We start from the raw sequence: 18,268 nt of genomic DNA, 5'->3' as shown, positions 1-18,268 counted from the left end.
GGTGTCCGCGGCACATGCCGCGGACACCCCACCGGCCCGCACTCTTTGTCAGGCCCGGTCGCCACGGCGTCTGCGGGCGATGGTGATCTGCGCGACCGCCGCAAGGCCCATGAGCGTCGAGCCGGCCGCGAGAAGCAGTAGGCGGTCCGACTCTGCGGCCCCGCCGCCACCGGCGCGGACGCCGTTGCGCGGATGCTGGCCCTTGGTCTTGTGTGGCGCCGTACCGGGCTTGTCCGGCTTGGCGCCCGGGGGGACGCCGTGGCCCGGTTTACCCGCGGGTTCACCCGGACTACCGGGCGTCTGCGGCGTGGTTTTGGTGGGCTGCCCGGGCTCGGCGGGCTTCACGGGCTCAGCCGGCTTGACCGGGTTCGCCGGTGGGGCGGCCGCGACCGAGGCGACCACCCGCACGGTGCCGGTGGCGGTATCGCCGCTGGTGCACGTCACCTTCACCGTGTAGGTCCCGGGGGCGGTTCCGGCGGGAAGGGTGAAACTTCCCGTCTGGGCTTTCTTGTTGCGCGTCGGCCGGGTGGTGAAGGTGCCCCCCGACGAGACGGTGCCCGCCGCTGCGGTTTCGGTCTCCCCGCACGCGGCGGTGTTGACCGCGACGCGCTCGTCGTCCACGTTGGCCACCACACGGGGTGTGACGTTGAGGGGTGAGTCGGCGGCGACCGCCATGGACGACGTGCCGAGGGCGGCCCCCGTCAGCACTGTGACCGCGAGGGTGCGCGCGACCCGCATTCCGTACCTCCGAAGCGTCCGGACGCCTCCAGCAGGTGTCCTTCCGCTCCAGCAGAACGTGAGCGCGGCCGCCCCGCACCTCGGCCCGACGGGTCCGGTTGCGCCGAGTGGGCGCTACAAAACAGCAGATGAGCGTATGACTACTGCGTCAGTGAGTCCGGGGTGTATTCGCGGTTCACTCGTGCGAGTGACGCCCATCGGGTTGGGGACTCGCCCGATAACGGTGTTGGTGCGACTTCTCTGTGCAGTCGCCTGTTGGCACAAGGTTGCCGCTATGTCGTTCGTCAAAAAGCAGTAGACCGTTCTGAGGTGGTTTTGTCCTTGGCGGTTTCATGCGGCTGCCGTGGCACAGACGGGCATGCGGGATTTGTGTGCCGTCGCGGAGCATGGCGGACAGGGTGCTGATGCGTTGGCGGCCGAGGCGGAGCAGGTTCTGGTCACGGGAGGTGCGAAGTTCTCCGGCATTCCCGGCATCACCTGTCCGGTGGAGACGATCCGCTGATCCGGTCTTCCACCGGTAGGCCTTCTCGGCGGTGTCGGTTGATGTGCTCCACAACCGTGCACAACACGACGGAGGCCCACCCCGTCGGGGTGGGCCTCCGTTGCTTTTCCTTCAGATTCCGTACGGTGCTTCAGGTCCCGTACGGCCTACTCACTTGCCCGACGGCGGGTGGGGCTTCTTCGAAGCCGTGCCATCACCTTCCGAGGTCTTGCCCGCTGTCTTGCCGGACCGGAACTCGTCGGCCGGCTTCCGTGTCTTGACCTCGTCGGCGACGACGCCTTCGGGGGCGATCACCGGGACGGACTGCGTGAGGTCACTTGCGTCGACCTTCTCCACCGAGGGGGTGCCGGGCTTGGTGACCATGCCCAGGTCACGTTCGACTGTGGCGTCCTTGGTCGAGCCGACCCGGCTCGGGAAGGCGGGCGCCAGGTCGGGCTCGTCGGTCAGCCACTCGGGGTCGGTGTTGCGCCGACGCCACCAGTGCCAGCCGGCCGCGGCTCCACCCAGGACGGCGGTGACTGCCAGGAACCTGCGGCGCCGCCGTACCCGTACCTTCTTCTTGGCCAGTTTGTTGATCTCCTGGGCGGTCACTTCGCCGCGCAGCGCGTGCATCGTGGCCTCGGTGCGCAGCCGGGCCTCGTTGCGTACGGGAGCGGTGGAGGTCCGGGCCACCTCGACGGCGTGCTGCACCCGCGGGGTGACGTCGCGGTCGATGCGGTGGCGGGCAGAGTCGACCGCGTGTTCGACACGGGGAGCCATCGCGTCCCGGGCCTGCTCAAGTGCGGGGACCACCCGTTCGCGGGTGACCACGACAGCCCGGTCGCGTGCGGTGCCCAGCACCGGGGCGACCCGGTGCCCGGCTTCCACACCCTTGTCCTTGGCCAGGGCCAGGGCGTGTTCGAGTTTCGGGCCCATCCGATCGCGGGTCTCAGCTGCGTAGTGGACCGTTACGTCACGGGCGTGCGTGGCGTGCGGGGCCAGGCGGGTCATCGTCTTGCCGGTCGCTTCGCGCACCGTGTCCTTGCGGCTCACGTCAACCTCCTCCTCGGCGAGTACTGAGCTGTTCCTTGTGCCTTTGAGTGCTGTCGGGCTGGTGTCCGCCCCACGCTCTGTGACGGGCCGACGCCCGGCAGTGTGGTGACAACCCGAAGACATTCGCTATGTGTTCCCGTGGGTCCGGGCTTCATGCGCCACTGACCCGGATGATCTGACTGTGCGGCGGGAGCGGCCGAAAAGGTCGAAGCGGACGCGCTTGTCCGGTCGCCTGGGTGCCTGGACGCCGTGCGTGCGAGGATTCTCGTTTGTGTGTGGCATCCGGCCGGCGGCACTGCCGTCGGGTTTTTGCCGCCGCGACGACCGTGAATTCTGTTCGGAAGGTTTTCCTGTGGCCCAGGACCTGTACGCGACCCTCAAGACCAACCAGGGCGACATCAAGCTCCGGTTGCTCCCGAACCACGCGCCCAAGACGGTGGCCAACTTCGTCGAGCTGGCGGAGGGCACCCGTGACTGGGTCGACCCCCGCGACGGTGAGAAGAAGAGCAAGACGCCGATGTACGACGGAACGATCTTCCACCGGGTGATCTCCGGGTTCATGCTGCAGGGCGGCGACCCGGCCGGCACCGGGCGTGGCGGCCCGGGTTACAAGTTCGCTGACGAGTTCCACCCCGACCTGCAGTTCGCCAAGCCGTATCTCCTGGCGATGGCGAACGCCGGTCCTGGCACCAACGGCTCGCAGTTCTTCATCACGGTGAAGCCCACCCCGCACCTCAACCGCAAGCACACCATCTTCGGCGAGGTCGTTGACGAGGCCAGCCGCAAGGTCGTCGACGCGATCGAGGGCGTTGCCACCGGCGCGATGGACCGTCCGAAGTCGGACGTGGTCATCGAGTCGGTCGAGATCGAGCGCGTGGGCTGAAAGTTCTCATGGTGTTCCGCATACCCGGTCGGGTGAGCAGTCGGGAACGACAGTCTTGATCATTCCGTTGGTCGTCCTGTGACGACTTCGTACAACGGACCAGAAGACGCGTCGGCCGACCCCCGTGGGGGACCGGCCGCCGCGCCGGTCTGCTACCGCCACCCGGGCCGTGCGGCCAACGTCCGCTGCGTGCGCTGTGACAAGCGGATCTGCAGTGAGTGCATGGTGAGTGCGTCGGTGGGTTTCCAGTGCCCCGACTGCGTAAACGAAGGACGTCGTACGGTTCGCCAGGCGCGGACGGTGGCCGGTGGCACGGCGCGGGACCCGGCGGTGGTGGGCCTGGTCACCAAGGTGCTCATCGGCCTCAACTTCGGCGTCTTCGCGCTGGTCTACATCGTCGGTGACGTCGTGATCGACCGGCTGATGCTGGTGGGCGGCCCGGTCCTGAGCCCCCGCCTCGGCGAGATCATCGGGGTCGCGGACGGTGAGTGGTACCGCCTGCTCACCGCGATGTTCCTGCATGAGCAGCCGCTCCACATCCTGATGAACATGTGGGCGCTGTGGGCGCTGGGGCCGACGCTGGAGTACGCCCTGGGTCGCCTCCGGTTCACCGCGCTGTACCTCGTGTCGGGCCTCGCCGGCAGTGCGCTCTCCTACTTCATCGCCGCGCCGAACCAGGGATCGCTGGGTGCCTCCGGGGCCATCTTCGGCCTGTTCGGCGCGATCATCGTGCTCGAACGGAAACAGAAGTTCGACCTGCGCCCGATGTTGGCGCTCCTGGCAGTGAACCTGGTCTTCACCTTCACGGTCAGCAACATCGACTGGCGGGCCCACGTCGGTGGCCTGGTCGCAGGCACGCTGCTCGCTCTGGGGCTGATGTACGCGCCCAAGCAGCACCGCGACGTGGTTCAGGCGGCGGCGGTGGCGTCGGTTCTCGCGGTGGTGGTGGTTCTGGTCCTCGTGCGGACGGCGCAGCTCAGCTGAGCCTGCGGGCGGCCCGACCGTGACCCCGCGGGGTCCTCGGTCGTTGAGTCCTATGAAAGTTGTCCACAGGCTTGTGGTCGGTTATCCCCACTGTGGATAACTCTGTGGACAATCATGTGGGCTGATGATTCGGAAGTCAGTCCGGTGCAGGTCAGAGGGCTAAGCGAGTGTGGAACCGACGGCGGAGCCGATGCGGCGTGCTCCCCCGTCAACGGCAGTGGTCTGCTGGTGGGACGTGCGAAGGCCGGGGTCTGTGATCAAGACCCCGGCCACCGGGAAGACTGTCGGGAACAGCACCCGAGGAACAGCGACTTGAAGAACGGCGCAGCGATGGCTGCGTTACTTCCACTGCGTGGAGACGGCGAACCCACCCGCGATGAAGCCGAAGCCCACCAGGATGTTCCAGTTGTTCCACGCCTCGACCGGGAAGTCGCCGCCGGTCACGTAGAAGGTGACGATCCACAGCAGGCCGATGAGGAACAGGGTCACCATGAGTGGCGCGACCCAACGCTGTGAATCCAGCCTGACCGAGATCTTCTTGGCCGGGGGCGGCGTGAAGTCGGTTTGCTTGCGGGTGCGGGACTTGGGCACGGGGAGCTCCTGCTTGTCGAAGCAGTCCTGGCGCTTGCACGAGATGTCTGCATTTGCGTTCGGCTGCGACACGACCTGTGGACGTGTCGGCTAGCGTAGTGGCTTACATGTCGTGAAGGAGGACGCGGGACGTGCGAATGTCCGAGGTGGGAGCCCCACGCTCGTCCTGGCGTGCGATCGTACCCCGGTTGTTGACCGTTCTGGTGTTCGCCATGGCGGGTCTTCTCTTCTGGATCAGCGCCGACACGTCGCACGGCAAGAGCCTGCGCAGTGACAGTTCGCTCCTGGAGATGTCCGACCTGGTGCGTAAGCAGGGCCAGCGCAACGGTGCCGACGAGCGCGATCTGGCCCGGCTGCGCGGCGAGGTCGACCAACTGACCCGGGAGCAGGCCGTGGACCCGGCCACCCAGGCGAAGATCGACGCGCTGCAGAATCCGTCCGGGCTCAGCCCGGTGACCGGACCCGGCGTGTCGGTCACCCTGACGGACGCGCCGCCGGACGCGGTGTCGAAGATCCCCGGTGTCCGGCCGCCGAACCCCGACGACCTGGTCGTCCACCAGCAGGACATCCAGGGTGTCGTCAACGCGCTGTGGTCCGGTGGCGCCAAGGGCATCCAGATCATGGACCAACGGATCATCGCCACCAGCGCGGTCCGCTGCGTGGGCAACACGCTGATCCTGCACGGCCGGGTCTACTCCCCGCCGTACGTCATCACCGCGGTCGGTGACCCTGACAGGTTGCGCAAAGTCCTGGACACCGACGAGGCGATCTCCGACTATCTCCAGTACGTGGACGCGTACGGGCTTGGGTGGAAGGTGGACGACCGCAGAAAGGCCGACCTTCCCGCCTACACCGGCCTGCTGGGCCTGCAGTATGCGAAGGTGCCTTCTTGATCACGATGTTGGTTGTGCCTGCCACGGCGCAGAGGGGATTGTAGACAGCGCATGCGTACCGCGATCCGCGGCCTGGGTGAAATCTTCATCACCCTGGGCGTAGCCATCCTGCTGTTCGTCGTTTACCAGCTGTACTGGACCGGCGTTCTGGCGGACCGGGCCAACGCTGAGGCGCTGGACAAGCTCAGGGCGCAGAAGAAGGTTGCCGCGCCCGTCGCCCCGCCGGCCCCGGGCAAGCCCGTGGAACCCGTCAAACCGCCGCCCTACACGCAGGGTGAGCCCGTCGCGTCCATGTACATCCCACGCCTCGGCGCGGACTGGCACAAGGTGATCATCGCGGGCTCGTCGCCGTCGATGAAGGAAGACCTCAAGAAGGGCCTGGGCGCCTACCAGGGCGGTGCGCAGGCCGGTCAGGACGGCAACTTCTCCATCGCCGGCCACCGCAAGACCTACGGCGACCCCTTCATCGACTTCCCTGACCTGAGGGTCGGTGACAAGGTGATCGTCGAGGACGCGTACAACTTCTACATCTACACCCTTGACCGGCCACAGGTGATGGGCGACAAGGACAAGGCCGTGTACCTGACCCTGCCGGAGGACGTGCATGTCGTCGACACGGTGCCGGAGAAGGGGTACGGCACGACTCCGGGCAAGTACATCACTTTGACCACGTGCGACCCGGAGTGGGGGAGCAGCCACCGGCTCATCGCGTGGGGTCACCTGGAGCAGGTGCTGCCGAACACGGGTCAGAAGCCCGACGTCCTCAAGGGGTGAGCGGGCGGGTGCGGATACTCAGGTCGACGAGGTCGGAAGGGTTTTGATGTACGGCTGGATCTGGCGTCATCTGCCGGGCAACGTATGGGTGAAAATGCTGATTTCACTCCTGCTCGCGATGGCGGTCGTCTACATCTTGTTCATGTGGGTCTTCCCGTGGGCCGAGCCGCTGCTGCCCTTCGGTGACGTGACCGTCGACAGCGACAACGGCACGACGATGAACACCCCGGTACCCTCTGACGCGGGGACGGGGCTGCCGGGATGAGCGCGCGCATCCTGGTCGTCGACAACTACGACAGCTTCGTCTTCAACCTGGTCCAGTACCTCTACCAACTGGGCGCCACGTGTGATGTCCGGCGCAACGACGCACTCACCGCCGAGGACGCCCAGGGGTACGACGGAGTGCTCCTCTCCCCGGGGCCGGGCACTCCGGAAGCAGCCGGGGTGTGCCTCGACATGATCCGGGCCAGCGACGGCACGGTCCCTGTGTTCGGCGTCTGCCTGGGTATGCAGGCGATCGCCACCGTGTTCGGGGCTACCGTCGGCCGCGCACCGGAACTGCTGCACGGTAAAACGAGTCTGGTATCCCATGAGGGGGCGGGGGTCTTCGCGGGCCTGCCGTCGCCGTTCACTGCAACGCGCTACCACTCGCTCGCGGTGGACCCGGAGACCGTTCCGGACGAATTGGAGGTGACCGGATGGACCGCGAGCGGCGTCATCATGGGGCTGCGCCACCGCGACCTGCCGGTCGAAGGCGTGCAGTTCCACCCCGAGTCGGTGCTGAGCGAGCACGGACACCGGATGCTGGCGAACTGGCTGGTGACCTGCGGGGACAAGGACGCGGTGACACGATCGTTGGGTCTGGCGCCCGTGGTGGGACGGACCGGCCTTCCCCTGATGTCACAGCCCCCGACTCCATAGCCGTGGGCGGCCGGGCCGCCCGCCGCAGGGCCGCCAAGCCGTCCCTGGGCGCCCGGACGATCACCGGTACAGCCAGGTTCGTCGGCGAGAGCGCGATGACGCTGGGCGTCATCCTGGTGCTGTTCGTGGTCTACCAGATGTGGTGGACCAACGAGGCGGCCAAGGCGAACGCCCAGCAGAACGTGGAAAGCCTGGAGGACGAGTTCAAGGACGGGGCCCCGGCGGGCGACCCGAGGAACCCCGGGACCTTCAACGCGGGCTCCGGGTTCGCGCTCATCCACATACCCAAGCTGAACGTGAAGGCCCCGATCGCGGAGAGCGTCGACAAGGTCAAGGTGCTCGACAAGGGCTGGGTGGGGCACTACACCGACCCGAAGACCGCGATGCCGTGGGACACACAGGGCAACTTCGCCATCGCCGGGCACCGAAGGCTGCACGGCGAGCCCTTCCGGTACATCAACAAGCTGGTGGCCGGCGACGAGGTCGTGGTCGAGACGGCGGGCGTGTATTACACGTACATCGTCGATTCGACGCTGCCGGAGACCTCGCCCGGCAACATCGGCGTGCTAGCCCCCATCCCCAAGGGCGGCCCGTACACCAAGCAGGGGCGCTACCTCACGCTGACGACCTGTACGCCGGAGAACGGCTCGACCTACCGGCTGATCGTGTGGGGTCACCTGCAGGAGGAACGGCTGCGCAAGGACGGGAAACCGGACGCGCTGCTCAAGGAAAAGTGACAGGCGACGTGCCTCTGTCGGCGAACCCTTGTCTGTGTCAAGCTGACCCGTCATGAGCGTATTGCGCAAAGGGATCCGCGGAGCCGCAGAGATCGCGGTCACTCTCGGGCTCGTCGGGCTGCTCCTGTGTGTCCACCAACTGTGGTGGACCAACTTCGAGGCTGAGGCACGCGCCCAGGACGAAGTCTCCGAGCTGCGGCAGGCCTGGGGCTCGCCCAAGCCCGGTCCCGCCGAACCTGGTGCTGTGGCCTCCCCGGGCCCTGAGTCCACCGACACACCGCCGTACCTGGCCGACGAGGACGCTGGCCCGGCGGACGTCGGACTCGACGGGCAGAAGGACGGCACGAAGGTTCAGGGTTCCGGCGGCACCATCCGCGGCAACGTCTTCGCGGTGATCCACATCCCGCGGCTCGGGAAGAGCTTCGAGAAGCCGATCGTCGAGGGCACCAGCCTGAAGTCGCTCGCGCAAGGTGTCGGGCACTACACCTACGAGCCGTACGCCGGTGCCGGGCAGGTCGGGAACTTCGGTCTGGCGGGGCACCGCAACGGGCACGGGGAACCGTTCCGCTACCTGAACAAGCTCCGGGCGGGCGACGCCGTGGTCGTGGAGACGAAGGACGCCTGGTACACGTACAGGATCCTCAAGGGCCCCTACATCACCAAGCCCAGCGAAGGGGACGTGCTGGCCCCCGTGCCGCCGCAGTTGGACGGCCAGGGCGGGCAACGGCTGATCACACTGACCACCTGTGATCCGGAGTTCACCTCGAAGAACCGGCTGGTCTACTGGGGCAGCCTGGCCGCCACCGACGGCAAGAAGGCGGGGTTCCAGCCGCCCGCGCTGCGCGGCTGACTTTCCGCACGACGTCGTCCGTACGAGAATTCCGTACGCTGAAAAAATCAAGGTGGCCCGCATCCGGAAGTCGGCTGCGGGCCACCTTGGTATTCCTCAGTTCAGGTGGTTCTGGTCACCAGGGCCATTTGATATCGGTGCTGTTGCTGGTGCCCCCGTGGTTGCCCCGGATGACGCCGCCGCGGGTGCTGCTGGGCGTGGTGCTCGGCGGATTGGATGTGCTGGGGCCGCCGGTGTTCCCGCTGACCAGGCCGCCGAGGGGATCGGCGGTGTTCGAGGGCGGGGGGGACGTGGCGGGCGCCGGACCGGTGGAGACGGTGATGGTGACGGTGGTGCCCTTCGCGTACTCGCCACCCGGCAGCGGGCTCTGGGAGACCACGAGGTCCTTGGGCACGGTCTCGTTCGCCGCACTCGCATTGCCGACCTTGAACCCGGCGGCCTTGAGCGTGTCGGTGGCCTCCTGCTTGGTCATGCCGACCACCGACGGTGCCTGGATGGTCGTCTTGCCGCTGTTGACCTGGAGCTTGACCGTGGCGCCCTTTTCGACGTCGGTGCCTTCGGCCGGGTCGACCTTGCAGACCGTGTCCAAGTCGCACTTGTAGTTGGGGCTGCGGTCCGACACCGCGACCAGGCCGGCGTCCGTGATCGCCTTCTTGGCTTCGTCTTCCTTCTTGCCGGTGAGGCCGGACGGCACCTTCACCTTCGCCGGGCCGTCGGAGAACGTCACCGTGACGGTGCTGTTCTTCTTGACCTCGGACAGGGCCGCCGGATCGGACTTGCAGACCGTGTCCTTGGGCTGGTCGCAGTTCTCGTTCTTGGCGGCCTTGGCGTACTTCAGGTGGATGTTGTCCAGGGCTGTCTGCGCACCGGCCTCGGTGAGCCCGACCAGCGACGGGACCTTGGCCTTGTCGTCCCCACCGCCGTTCAGGAACTGCTGGCCCAGGAAGATCGCGCCGACCAGCACCGCGACGCACGCCACCCCGAGCAGGATCCACGACCCCGTACGGCGCCTCGGCGGGTCGTCGTAGTAATCGTCGTCGTCCAGTTGGTACTGGCCGTTGTTCGGGCCGTTGGGATGCCCGCCGTTGCCGGCGGGTGTCGGCGGGAGGTGCTGCGTGGCCGAGTCGTCGCCGTAGCCGCCCGCCATCATCCCGCCGACCGGAGCCGCCACCGGCTGGCCGCTGAGGGCCCGCTCGATGTCCGCACGCATGTCATCAGCGGTCTGGTAACGGTCGTCGGGGCTCTTGGCCAGCGACTTCAGCACGATCGCGTCGATCGCCGGAGGGACCTCCGGGTCGTACGCGCTCGGCGGCAGCGCCTGCTCCCGCACGTGCTGGTAGGCCACCGCGACCGGCGAGTCGCCGACGAACGGCGGACGCTCGGTCAGCAGCTCGTACAGCAGGCAGCCGGCCGAGTACAGGTCGCTGCGGGCGTCCACGGTCTCGCCGCGGGCCTGCTCGGGCGAGAGGTACTGCGCCGTGCCGATCACCGCGGCGGTCTGGGTCATGGTCATGCCGACGTCACCCATCGCGCGGGCGATGCCGAAGTCCATGACCTTGACCGTGCCCTGCCGCGTCAGCATGACGTTGGCGGGCTTGATGTCGCGGTGGATGATGCCGTTGCGGTGGCTGTACTCCAGTGCCTGCAGCACGCCCGCGGTCATCTCCAGGGAACGCTCCGGCAGGAGCCTGCGCCCGGAGTGCAGCAGTTCGCGCAGCGTCGACCCGTCGACGTACTCCATCACGATGTACGGATTTGTGATGCCGTCGATGTAGTCCTCGCCGGTGTCGTACACCGCGACGATCGCCGGGTGGTTCAGCGAGGCGGCCGACTGGGCCTCCCGGCGGAACCGGGCCTGGAACGTGGGGTCGCGGGCGAGATCGGCGCGCAGTGTCTTGACTGCCACGGCCCGTCCGAGGCGGATGTCGCGGCCTAGATAGACCTCGGCCATTCCGCCACGGCCTAGGACCGCGCCGATCTCGTACCGGTCGCCGAGACGACGCGGCTCGTCCATATGTGCAGCCCTTTCCCTTACCGGTCCACGGCCTTCGGCCCCAGTAGGGAAGCACGGCGGCCGGCCGGGGAGACCATGCTCACCCGGCACGTTCTCCGACACGGTACCGGGAGCCTGTGGCGCCCGGTTGTCACGAAGTGATGAAGTCCCCTAAGGGGCCTACGAGTGTCCGGTGCTCACTGAGGCCACTCCGGTCTGTAGATCATTGTGTGGGTCATTTGCCGAGCACCGCCTGCATGACAGCCTTGGCCGTCGGCGCGGCGAGGCTGCTGCCGCTGATCTCGCTGACTTTGGCGTCACTGCCGGAGACGACCACGGCCACGGCGACCTTCTTGCCGTTCGCCTCGCCGTAGGAGACGAACCAGGCGTACGGCGTGCCGTCGTTCTTGGTGCCGTTCTCAGCGGTGCCCGTCTTGCCGCCGACCCGTACGCCGTCGATCTGGGCTTTCTGGCCGGTGCCGTTCTTGACAACACCTTCCATCATCTTCTGCAACTGCGAGGCGACCTCGGAAGTGACCGGCTGGCTGATCTGCTCGGGGCTGGTCTTCGAGATGGTGCCGAGGTTCTGGTTGCGCAGCTCGTCGATCAGGTAGGGCTTCATCAGCTTGCCGTCGTTGGCGATGGCCGAGACGACCATGGCCATCTCCATCGGCGTCGAGGCGACCGAGAACTGGCCGATCGACGACTGCATGGTCTGTGCGGGGTTCAGACCCAGCGGGAAGATACTCGGCTCCACCCGGGTCGGGATGAACAGTGAGTTCTTCTGGTCCAGCGGCTTGCCGAAGTTGTTGAAGCCGAACTTCTCCGCCTGCTTCTGGACGGCGTCGGCGCCCAGGTCGGCGCCGATGCCGGCGAAGGTTGCGTTGCAGGACTGCTCAAGGGCGACCTGCAGGGTCGCCTTGGTGCAGATGCCCTCGTGCTCCCTGTTGCCGAGGTCGCTGTTGGTCTGCGGCAGCTGGATCGGCGAGTCGAACGGCGTGGCCTCGTCCGGCTTGTACTTCCCGCTGCTCAGCGCCGCGGCCGCGGTCACCAGCTTGAACGTCGAACCCGGTGCGTAGATCTGCCGGATCGGCCGGTTCAGCAACGGTTCGGCGGGATCCTTCTGCAGGGCGGAAAGCGTGTTGCCGACCTTCGGGTCGTGCGACGAGAGGTCGTTCGCTTCGTACGACGGTGTGCTGACCATCGCCAGGATCTTGCCGGTTGTCGGATCGATGGCCACCGCGGCGCCGGTCTTGCCCTGGAGGCCCTTGAACGCGGCCTCCTGCGCCTTGGAGTTGATCGTCAGCGCCACGTTGCCGCCGCGCTTGTCCTTGCCGGTGATGGTGTCGAGGGCCCGGCGGACGAACAGCCGGCTGTCGTCACCGGTGAGGATGCTGTCCTCGGTGCCTTCGAGCAACTGGTTCGCGAAGTACGGCGAGGAGTAGCCGATGACCGGGGCGTACAGCGGACCGTTGACGTAAGTCCGCTGGTAGACATAGCGCTTGCCGTTGGTCTTGACCTCGCCGGTGATCGGCTTGTTCTCGACCAGGAAGTCACCGCGGGGATGCGAGTAGATCTCGAACACCGCCCGTTTGTTCTTCGCGTGGTGTGCGTATTCGTCCGCTTTGACGACCTGGACGTAGTTGACGCGGATCATCAGTGCGGCGATGAGCACCAGGCAGAAGACCGCGACGCGGCGCAGTGGTTTGTTCATGGCTTACCCACCTCCTCAGCTGTTCCTCTGGTCGGACCCGTGGGACGGTCCGAACGGGTCGTCGGGGGACTGCGGCGCACCCGGTGGCGGCCCGGGGGGCCGTGGCGGGGGACCGGAACGGTTCAGTGGCGGGGACATCCTGGTCTCGTCTTCGGTTCCGGCCGGCGGCGCGGAACCGCCTCCGGGGGTGTCCGGCGGACCTCCGGCAGAGCTGTCGCGGTTGGCCGGACCGGTCGCCGGAGTCATCGAAGTCTCCGCGTCCGGGTCGTTCACCGGCTCGGTGCCGCCGTCGACCGGGGTGACGCCCTGCGCCGGAGTGCTCGGCGGAGCGGAGGCGTGACGGCGTCCGCCGCGCGAGTTCTGCACAGCGGCGACCTGGCCGCGCTCCACCGGGGGCGCGGGCCGGCGGGCGGTGTGGCTGACCACGATCAGCAGTGCCACCACAACCCAGTTGGTGATGACCGACGAACCGCCCTGTGCCAGGAACGGCATCGTCATACCGGTCAGCGGGATCAGGCCGACGACACCGCCGGCGACCACGAAGATCTGCAGACCGAGGGTGACCGAGAGGCCGGCCGCGAGGAGCTTGCCGAACGGGTCACGGGCGGCCAACGCGGTACGGAAACCCCGCTCGACGAGGAGCGCGTACACGACGAATATCGCCATGAGCCCGGCCAGACCCAGTTCCTCGCCGAACGAGGAGAGGATGAAGTCGCTCTTGACCGCGAACTGGACCTCGGTGCCCGCGTAGCCCTGGCCCCAGCCGGTGCCGAGGATGCCGCCGCTGCCGAGACCGAACAGCGACTGCGCGATCTGCTCCGTCTGCACGGCACCGGGCGGCGGCTTGTAGCTCGGGTCGTAGACCTGGAAGGGGCTCAGCCACGCGTCGACACGGGTCTTGACGTGGGTCAGGAAGGAGCCGACCGCGAACGCGCCGGCCGACGCCATCGCCAGGCCCATCAGCAGCCAGCTGGTGCGCTCGGTGGCGATGTACAGCATCACGATGAACAGGCCGAAGAACAGCAGCGAGGTTCCGAGGTCCTTCTCGAAGACCAGGATGAGCATGCTGAGCAGCCAGACCACCAGGACCGGGCCCATGTCCCGGCCGCGGGGGAAGTACAGGCCCATCACCTTGCGGCTGGCCAGCGCGAGCGCGTCCCGCTTCACCATCAGGTAGCCGGAGAAGAAGACCACCAGCACGATTTTGGTGAACTCACCGGGCTGGACGGAGAACGGGCCCGCCTTGATCCAGATGCGTGCGCCGTAAACCGCGGGGAACGGCAGCGGCGAGACCAGCAGCACCAGGGCCAGGGCCAGCGAGATGTAGGTGTATCGCTGCAGGATCCGGTGGTCCTTCAGGAACACCACCACGCCGATGAACAGGACTACGCCTATCGCGGTCCACATCAACTGCTGTGGCGCGGCCGAGAAGGCGAAGAATTCGTTCCGCTTCTTGCTGTACTCCGTCGGCTCCTTGTCGAGCCGGAAGATCATGACCAGGCCCATTCCGTTCAGGAATGTGGCCAGCGGCAGTAGCAGCGGATCGGCGTACGGTGCGAACTTCCGCACCACCAGATGTCCGATCCCGGCCATCAATCCCAGACCCAGTCCGTACGAGACCAGTCCGGCAGGAAGGGAACCATCCCCGGCCAGGCCGACGTTCGCGTACGCCAGCACCGGAACCAGGACTGCGAAACCGAGCATCATCAGCTCGGTGTTGCGGCGGTTCGGGGTGGACTGAGGAGTGATCGTCGTGTTGCTCACGGCGTTGCTCCCCTCATCGGCCCACAGGCGGGACATCGCACTGTGGGATCAAGTTCTCTTCTTCAGACGTGAAGCCGGCGGGCGGTGGCGTCTGGGACTGGGCGGTGTTCGGTGGTGCCTGCGGCGGTGCGCTGCTGGCCGGGGTGCTGCTCGCGGACGGGTCGGCGCTGGTGCCGGCGGCGTTGCCGCGCCCGGTGGCCTTCGCACCCGGCGCCGGGCTGCCGGTGATGCGGGAGACGTTGCCTTCCGTCCCCTCGCGGTTGTTGCGGCCGACCGTCCCCGCGGTGGACGCCGGTTCGGACGCGCGCAGCGCGAACGCCCGCACATCGTCCGCCGCGGGGTCGGTGAAGAAGCTGACTGGGTTGCCGCTCGCGGCACCCGTCGTGTTGCCGACCGCGCCCGACGGGCCCGGCGCGGGCTGCTGCCCGATTGGCGCCGGCGTGCTCTGTTGCCCGGCCCGGTTGTTGTTGTCGATGACCTTCTGGCAGACGGTGGCCTGCTTCTGGAGTTTGGCGACGATGCCGCGCGCCTCCGACAGGCTGCCGGTGTCCAGGGAGCCTTCGACCGCCTTGCGGTTCCCGGCGCCGATCAGGGTCAGTTTCACGTCGTCGTACTGGTTGTACGGGCTGGACAGGCCCACGCCGAGCACAGTCGCGTCGACCCCGCGGTAGACCGCTACGTGATCCCCGTTGGCGGCGACGAAGTACTGCTGCTGCGTCCACCAATAGGACCCGCCGACACCTGCCGCGACCACAGCGCCGACCACGACCCACGGCACCGTACGACGCCACATCGGCTTCGGCTTGCGCCGCCGGGTGCCGCCGCCCTCGCCGACCAGCTGCTCCGGCGCGTACTCCTCGTCGTCGTCGAACTCCCCGCCGAAATCGCCGTACTCACCGTGCGTCAGCTCCCGGGCCCGGGAGGCCGGAGTGGTCGGCAGAGTGGCGGTCTCGTGCTGGTGGACGGGCCGGTCGTCGTCGGCGACCGCGCCGACCACCAGCGGGTTGCTGTTGACCGCGTTGCCGGCCTCGACGACGTCGGCGACGACACACGTGATGTTGTCCGGGCCGCCGCCCCGCAGAGCCAGCTGGATCAACTCCTGTACGGCGTGCGCCGGATCGGCGTACGACAGGAGAGTCTCCTGCATGGTGTCCTGGGACACCGGGCCCGACAGACCGTCGGAGCAGATCAAGTAGCGGTCGCCGAGGCGTGCCTCACGCAGTGAGACGTCCGGTTCCACCGTGCCGCGGCCGTCCAACGCCTTCATCAGCAGCGAACGCTGCGGATGATGGTCGGCTTCCTCGGCGGTGATGCGGCCTTCGTCGACCAGGCGCTGCACCCATGTGTGGTCCTGGGTGATCTGCTCCAGGCCACCGTCGCGCAGCCGGTAGGCGCGGCTGTCGCCGATGTGGACGAGGCCGAGCTTCCCGCCCGTCCACAGCATTGCGGTCAGGGTGGTACCCATGCCTTCGAGCTGCGGATCGTCGTCGATCATCACCCGCAGCCGGTCGTTGGCGCGGTCCACTGCGCGGCGGAGGTCGTCCAGGAGATCGGCGCCGGGAACGTCTTCGTCGAGGTCCACGATCGTGGACAGCACTTCGGACGACGCCACTTCACCCGCGGCGGCACCGCCCATGCCGTCGGCGACCGCGAGCAGCTGCGGTCCGGCATAGCCGGAGTCCTCGTTGCCTTCCCGGATCATCCCTTTGTGGGAGCCGGCGGCGAAGCGGAGAGAGAGGCTCATTCAGGCTACCTGCGCAGCTCGAGTGTGGTCTTGCCGACCCGGACCGGTGTCCCCAAGGGAATGGGGGTCGGCGTGGTCAGCTTGGTGCGGTCCAGGTAGGTGCCGTTGGTGGAACCGAGATCTTCCACCACCCAGCTTCCGTCCGGAGCCGGGTAGAGCCGGGCGTGCCGGCTCGACGCGTAATCGTCGTCGAGGACGATCGTCGAGTCGTGCGCACGCCCTATCGTGATCTGCTGGTCTGACAGGTTCATGGTGGTGCCGGCGAGCGTCCCTTCGGTGATCACCAGCTTGCTCGGCGTGTTGCGACCGCCGCGGCGGCCGGACCGGCCGGAGCCGCGTCCACGCCCTGACTGTGGTGGTGCCGACTGCTGGGCGGGCCCAGCGGACGCACCGCCTGCGGCGGCGGACGGGGCGGCACCACGCCGCGCCGGCCGCTGGGTGACCCGCGTGCCGAATAGGTCGCTGCGGATCACCTGAACGGCGACGATCACGAACAACCAGAGCACAGCAAGGAAGCCCAGCCGCATGACGGTGAGGGTCAGATCAGACATCCGGCGATGTCACCCCTCGGTTTGGCGGAACACGACAGTGGTACTGCCGAGCACGATTCGGGATCCGTCCCGCAGGTCGGCGCGCTGGCAGTGCTGCCCGTCGACGACGATCCCATTGGTGGAGCCCAGGTCGGTGATCGACGGTGGATTCCCGAGGCGGATCTCGGCGTGCTGCCGGGAAACGCTCGGGTCGTCGACGCGGATATCGGCCTCAGTGCTGCGGCCGAGAGTCAAAGACTGGACGGTCATCTCGTGGCGCACCCCGTTGATCTCCAACCAGGTGCGCTGCTGTGCCGCCCGGGGCGGCGGTCCGGCAGACTGCTGCCGGGACTGCTGCTGACCCTGCGGCGGAGTGTAGGGGGACGGGCCCTGGCCGCCTGGCGGCGGGCCGTAGCCGGGCGGTCCCTGTGGGGGCGGCGGAACGCCGGGGCCCTGCGGATAGCCCGGAGTCGGCCCCTGCGGCGGCTGCCCGGGGCCGTACGGACCGTACGGGCCGGGTGCCGGGTGTTGTCCCGGCTGTCCCTGCTGGCCCGGCGGTGGTCCTTGCTGCCCCGGCGGCGGATAGCCCGCTCCGGGCCCGTAACCGGGTGCTCCACCCTGCTGTGCCGACTGCATCTCGTATCCCGAGTTCGGCGTCGCATCGAACGGCGACGCGCCCTGATGGGACTGGCTGCCGGCCAGGGCCTGGCTGCGCACCCGGTACAGGCCGGTGTCCAGGTCGTCGGCCTGTTCGAAGTGCACTTCGACCGGGCCGATGAAGGAATACCGCTGTTGGGTCGCGTAGTCGGTGACCATCGACGCCAGTTCGTTGCCGAGTTGCTGGGCGTACGGGCTCAGTCGTTCGTAGTCGTGCACGCCGAGCTCGACGACGAAGTCATTGGGGACCATCGTGCGGTCCCGGTTCCAGATCGTCGCGTTGTTGTCGCACTCGCGCTTGAGCGCGCTGGCGATCTCGACGGGCTGGACATCGGACTTGAACGCCTTGGCGAAGGCACCGTTGACCAGGCCTTCGAGCCGCTGCTCGAATTTCTTGAGGACGCCCACGGTCACCTCCTTCCCTACGCGTTGTGCGGTCCGGTGCGTTGAAGTCTTCCTACAGTCTGCTCACTGATCGTATCCACGCGCGGCAGCGGGGCGACGGTTCCCCGCCGTCGCCACTGTAAGGAGTGTCGTCGCGAAGCGAGACTCCTACACCCTTGTATGCCTCTGCGGTGCGCCGTACGGTCGGCCCGTAGCGGGTTCGGTAGCCGTTCCTGTCCGTTCCTGTCCGCGACGGCGCACGGTAAGCATGCCGTAGACGGCGCGTCCGTGGGTCGTCCGGGCGGCAGTTGCGGACCGATTCCTGCCTGTGAGTGATCGTTTTGTTGCGTCAGGTGTGAACCGATGGCCGCCGGGGAACTCTTTGGAGTCCTCCATGGTCATCGTGATATGGTTCAACCACAGCGAGCGCAAGTGGCGGAATGGCAGACGCGCTGGATTCAGGTTCCAGTGTCCGAAAGGACGTGGGGGTTCAAGTCCCCCCTTGCGCACCTCGCAGAGGCTCCAGATCTTCGGATCTGGAGCCTCTTCTGCGTTCCCGGCCGGTACGTTCGGCATC

Annotated in this window: 17 protein-coding genes, 1 tRNA gene and 1 pseudogene; 10 read left to right on the top strand and 9 right to left on the bottom strand. The window is 67.5% G+C overall.

Annotated elements, in window-relative coordinates:
* Window positions 1-48: 48 nt before the first annotated feature.
* Window positions 49-738 (bottom strand): hypothetical protein, encoded by a 690-nt coding sequence (locus tag AC0Z36_RS15400; protein ID WP_485463436.1) that lies wholly within the window; start codon window positions 736-738, stop codon window positions 49-51.
* Between the two features lie 343 nt (window positions 739-1,081).
* Between AC0Z36_RS15400 and AC0Z36_RS15395 the strand changes: the two genes are divergently transcribed.
* Window positions 1,082-1,240 carry a hypothetical protein gene (locus tag AC0Z36_RS15395; RefSeq protein ID WP_485463435.1) on the top strand — a complete coding sequence of 53 codons (159 nt, stop codon included), beginning with the start codon at window positions 1,082-1,084 and terminating at the stop codon, window positions 1,238-1,240.
* A gap of 150 nt (window positions 1,241-1,390) precedes the next feature.
* Here AC0Z36_RS15395 and AC0Z36_RS15390 read toward each other — a convergent pair whose 3' ends face one another.
* Window positions 1,391-2,272: a DUF5324 family protein gene (locus AC0Z36_RS15390; protein WP_485463434.1), complete on the bottom strand. Its 882-nt coding sequence runs from the start codon at window positions 2,270-2,272 to the stop codon at window positions 1,391-1,393.
* A gap of 352 nt (window positions 2,273-2,624) precedes the next feature.
* On the opposite strand from AC0Z36_RS15390, the gene AC0Z36_RS15385 reads away from it, so the two are divergent.
* A complete protein-coding gene (locus tag AC0Z36_RS15385) occupies window positions 2,625-3,155 on the top strand; it encodes a peptidylprolyl isomerase (RefSeq protein ID WP_485463433.1) in 531 nt (176 codons plus the stop codon).
* 78 nt (window positions 3,156-3,233) lie between these two features.
* Complete coding sequence (locus tag AC0Z36_RS15380) at window positions 3,234-4,139, top strand: rhomboid family intramembrane serine protease (protein WP_485463432.1); 906 nt, start codon at window positions 3,234-3,236, stop codon at window positions 4,137-4,139.
* Between the two features lie 339 nt (window positions 4,140-4,478).
* Here the strand turns inward: AC0Z36_RS15380 and crgA are convergent, their stop codons facing one another.
* A complete protein-coding gene (gene crgA / locus AC0Z36_RS15375; protein ID WP_485463431.1) occupies window positions 4,479-4,730 on the bottom strand; it encodes a cell division protein CrgA in 252 nt (83 codons plus the stop codon).
* 212 nt (window positions 4,731-4,942) lie between these two features.
* Here crgA and AC0Z36_RS15370 point away from each other — a divergent pair, with 212 nt between their 5' ends.
* From AC0Z36_RS15370 to AC0Z36_RS15345, 6 genes are read left to right on the top strand one after another with little or no spacing between them, the layout of a single operon-like run.
* Window positions 4,943-5,623, top strand: coding sequence for a DUF881 domain-containing protein (locus tag AC0Z36_RS15370; protein WP_485463430.1), 681 nt, complete (start codon window positions 4,943-4,945; stop codon window positions 5,621-5,623).
* Between the two features lie 51 nt (window positions 5,624-5,674).
* Window positions 5,675-6,397: a class E sortase gene (locus tag AC0Z36_RS15365; protein WP_485463429.1), complete on the top strand. Its 723-nt coding sequence runs from the start codon at window positions 5,675-5,677 to the stop codon at window positions 6,395-6,397.
* Between the two features lie 46 nt (window positions 6,398-6,443).
* Window positions 6,444-6,662 carry a hypothetical protein gene (locus tag AC0Z36_RS15360; RefSeq protein WP_485463428.1) on the top strand — a complete coding sequence of 73 codons (219 nt, stop codon included), beginning with the start codon at window positions 6,444-6,446 and terminating at the stop codon, window positions 6,660-6,662.
* On the top strand, window positions 6,659-7,318 hold the full coding sequence (locus tag AC0Z36_RS15355; protein WP_485463427.1) for an aminodeoxychorismate/anthranilate synthase component II: 660 nt from the start codon (window positions 6,659-6,661) through the stop codon (window positions 7,316-7,318). Before AC0Z36_RS15360 ends, AC0Z36_RS15355 begins: the two co-directional genes overlap by 4 nt.
* A 2-nt stretch (window positions 7,319-7,320) precedes the next feature.
* A complete protein-coding gene (locus AC0Z36_RS15350) occupies window positions 7,321-8,055 on the top strand; it encodes a class E sortase (protein WP_485463426.1) in 735 nt (244 codons plus the stop codon).
* A gap of 52 nt (window positions 8,056-8,107) precedes the next feature.
* A complete protein-coding gene (locus tag AC0Z36_RS15345; protein WP_485463425.1) occupies window positions 8,108-8,905 on the top strand; it encodes a class E sortase in 798 nt (265 codons plus the stop codon).
* Window positions 8,906-9,020: 115 nt separating this feature from the next.
* Here the strand turns inward: AC0Z36_RS15345 and pknB are convergent, their stop codons facing one another.
* From pknB to AC0Z36_RS15315, 6 genes and pseudogenes are all read right to left on the bottom strand, one after another.
* The gene (pknB, locus tag AC0Z36_RS15340) at window positions 9,021-10,919 is read right to left on the bottom strand and encodes a Stk1 family PASTA domain-containing Ser/Thr kinase (RefSeq protein ID WP_485463424.1); all 1,899 of its coding nucleotides are present in this window, start codon (window positions 10,917-10,919) and stop codon (window positions 9,021-9,023) included.
* 214 nt (window positions 10,920-11,133) lie between these two features.
* Entirely contained in the window at window positions 11,134-12,612 is a 1,479-nt protein-coding gene (locus AC0Z36_RS15335) for a peptidoglycan D,D-transpeptidase FtsI family protein (RefSeq protein WP_485463423.1), read from the bottom strand.
* Between the two features lie 393 nt (window positions 12,613-13,005).
* Window positions 13,006-14,412 (bottom strand): annotated as a pseudogene (locus AC0Z36_RS15330) (FtsW/RodA/SpoVE family cell cycle protein); the annotation flags it as partial.
* Window positions 14,390-16,120, bottom strand: coding sequence for a PP2C family protein-serine/threonine phosphatase (locus AC0Z36_RS15325; protein WP_485463422.1), 1,731 nt, complete (start codon window positions 16,118-16,120; stop codon window positions 14,390-14,392). The gene AC0Z36_RS15325 and the pseudogene AC0Z36_RS15330, both read right to left, overlap by 23 nt.
* A 5-nt stretch (window positions 16,121-16,125) precedes the next feature.
* Window positions 16,126-16,671, bottom strand: coding sequence for an FHA domain-containing protein FhaB/FipA (locus AC0Z36_RS15320; protein ID WP_485463421.1), 546 nt, complete (start codon window positions 16,669-16,671; stop codon window positions 16,126-16,128).
* A gap of 9 nt (window positions 16,672-16,680) precedes the next feature.
* Window positions 16,681-17,715: an FHA domain-containing protein gene (locus AC0Z36_RS15315; RefSeq protein ID WP_485463420.1), complete on the bottom strand. Its 1,035-nt coding sequence runs from the start codon at window positions 17,713-17,715 to the stop codon at window positions 16,681-16,683.
* Between the two features lie 402 nt (window positions 17,716-18,117).
* Between AC0Z36_RS15315 and AC0Z36_RS15310 the strand changes: the two genes are divergently transcribed.
* Window positions 18,118-18,200, top strand: a tRNA-Leu gene (locus tag AC0Z36_RS15310).
* The last annotated feature ends 68 nt before the right edge of the window (window positions 18,201-18,268 follow it).

It is taken from the genome of Kitasatospora sp. UYEF31 (genome assembly GCF_057291755.1).
This window is presented reverse-complemented; position numbering and strand designations above follow the sequence as displayed.

Excerpts from the sequence above, each read along its gene's own strand:
- AC0Z36_RS15400 (WP_485463436.1), bottom strand. The coding sequence starts at position 738 with ATGCGGGTCGCGCGCACCCTCGCGGTCACAGTGCTGACGGGGGCCGCC.
- AC0Z36_RS15370 (WP_485463430.1), top strand. The coding sequence starts at position 4,943 with ATGGCGGGTCTTCTCTTCTGGATCAGCGCCGACACGTCGCACGGCAAG.
- AC0Z36_RS15365 (WP_485463429.1), top strand. The coding sequence starts at position 5,675 with ATGCGTACCGCGATCCGCGGCCTGGGTGAAATCTTCATCACCCTGGGC.
- AC0Z36_RS15360 (WP_485463428.1), top strand. The coding sequence starts at position 6,444 with ATGTACGGCTGGATCTGGCGTCATCTGCCGGGCAACGTATGGGTGAAA.
- AC0Z36_RS15355 (WP_485463427.1), top strand. The coding sequence starts at position 6,659 with ATGAGCGCGCGCATCCTGGTCGTCGACAACTACGACAGCTTCGTCTTC.
- AC0Z36_RS15345 (WP_485463425.1), top strand. The coding sequence starts at position 8,108 with ATGAGCGTATTGCGCAAAGGGATCCGCGGAGCCGCAGAGATCGCGGTC.
- pknB (WP_485463424.1), bottom strand. The coding sequence starts at position 10,919 with ATGGACGAGCCGCGTCGTCTCGGCGACCGGTACGAGATCGGCGCGGTC.
- AC0Z36_RS15335 (WP_485463423.1), bottom strand. The coding sequence starts at position 12,612 with ATGAACAAACCACTGCGCCGCGTCGCGGTCTTCTGCCTGGTGCTCATC.
- AC0Z36_RS15325 (WP_485463422.1), bottom strand. The coding sequence starts at position 16,120 with ATGAGCCTCTCTCTCCGCTTCGCCGCCGGCTCCCACAAAGGGATGATC.
- AC0Z36_RS15320 (WP_485463421.1), bottom strand. The coding sequence starts at position 16,671 with ATGTCTGATCTGACCCTCACCGTCATGCGGCTGGGCTTCCTTGCTGTG.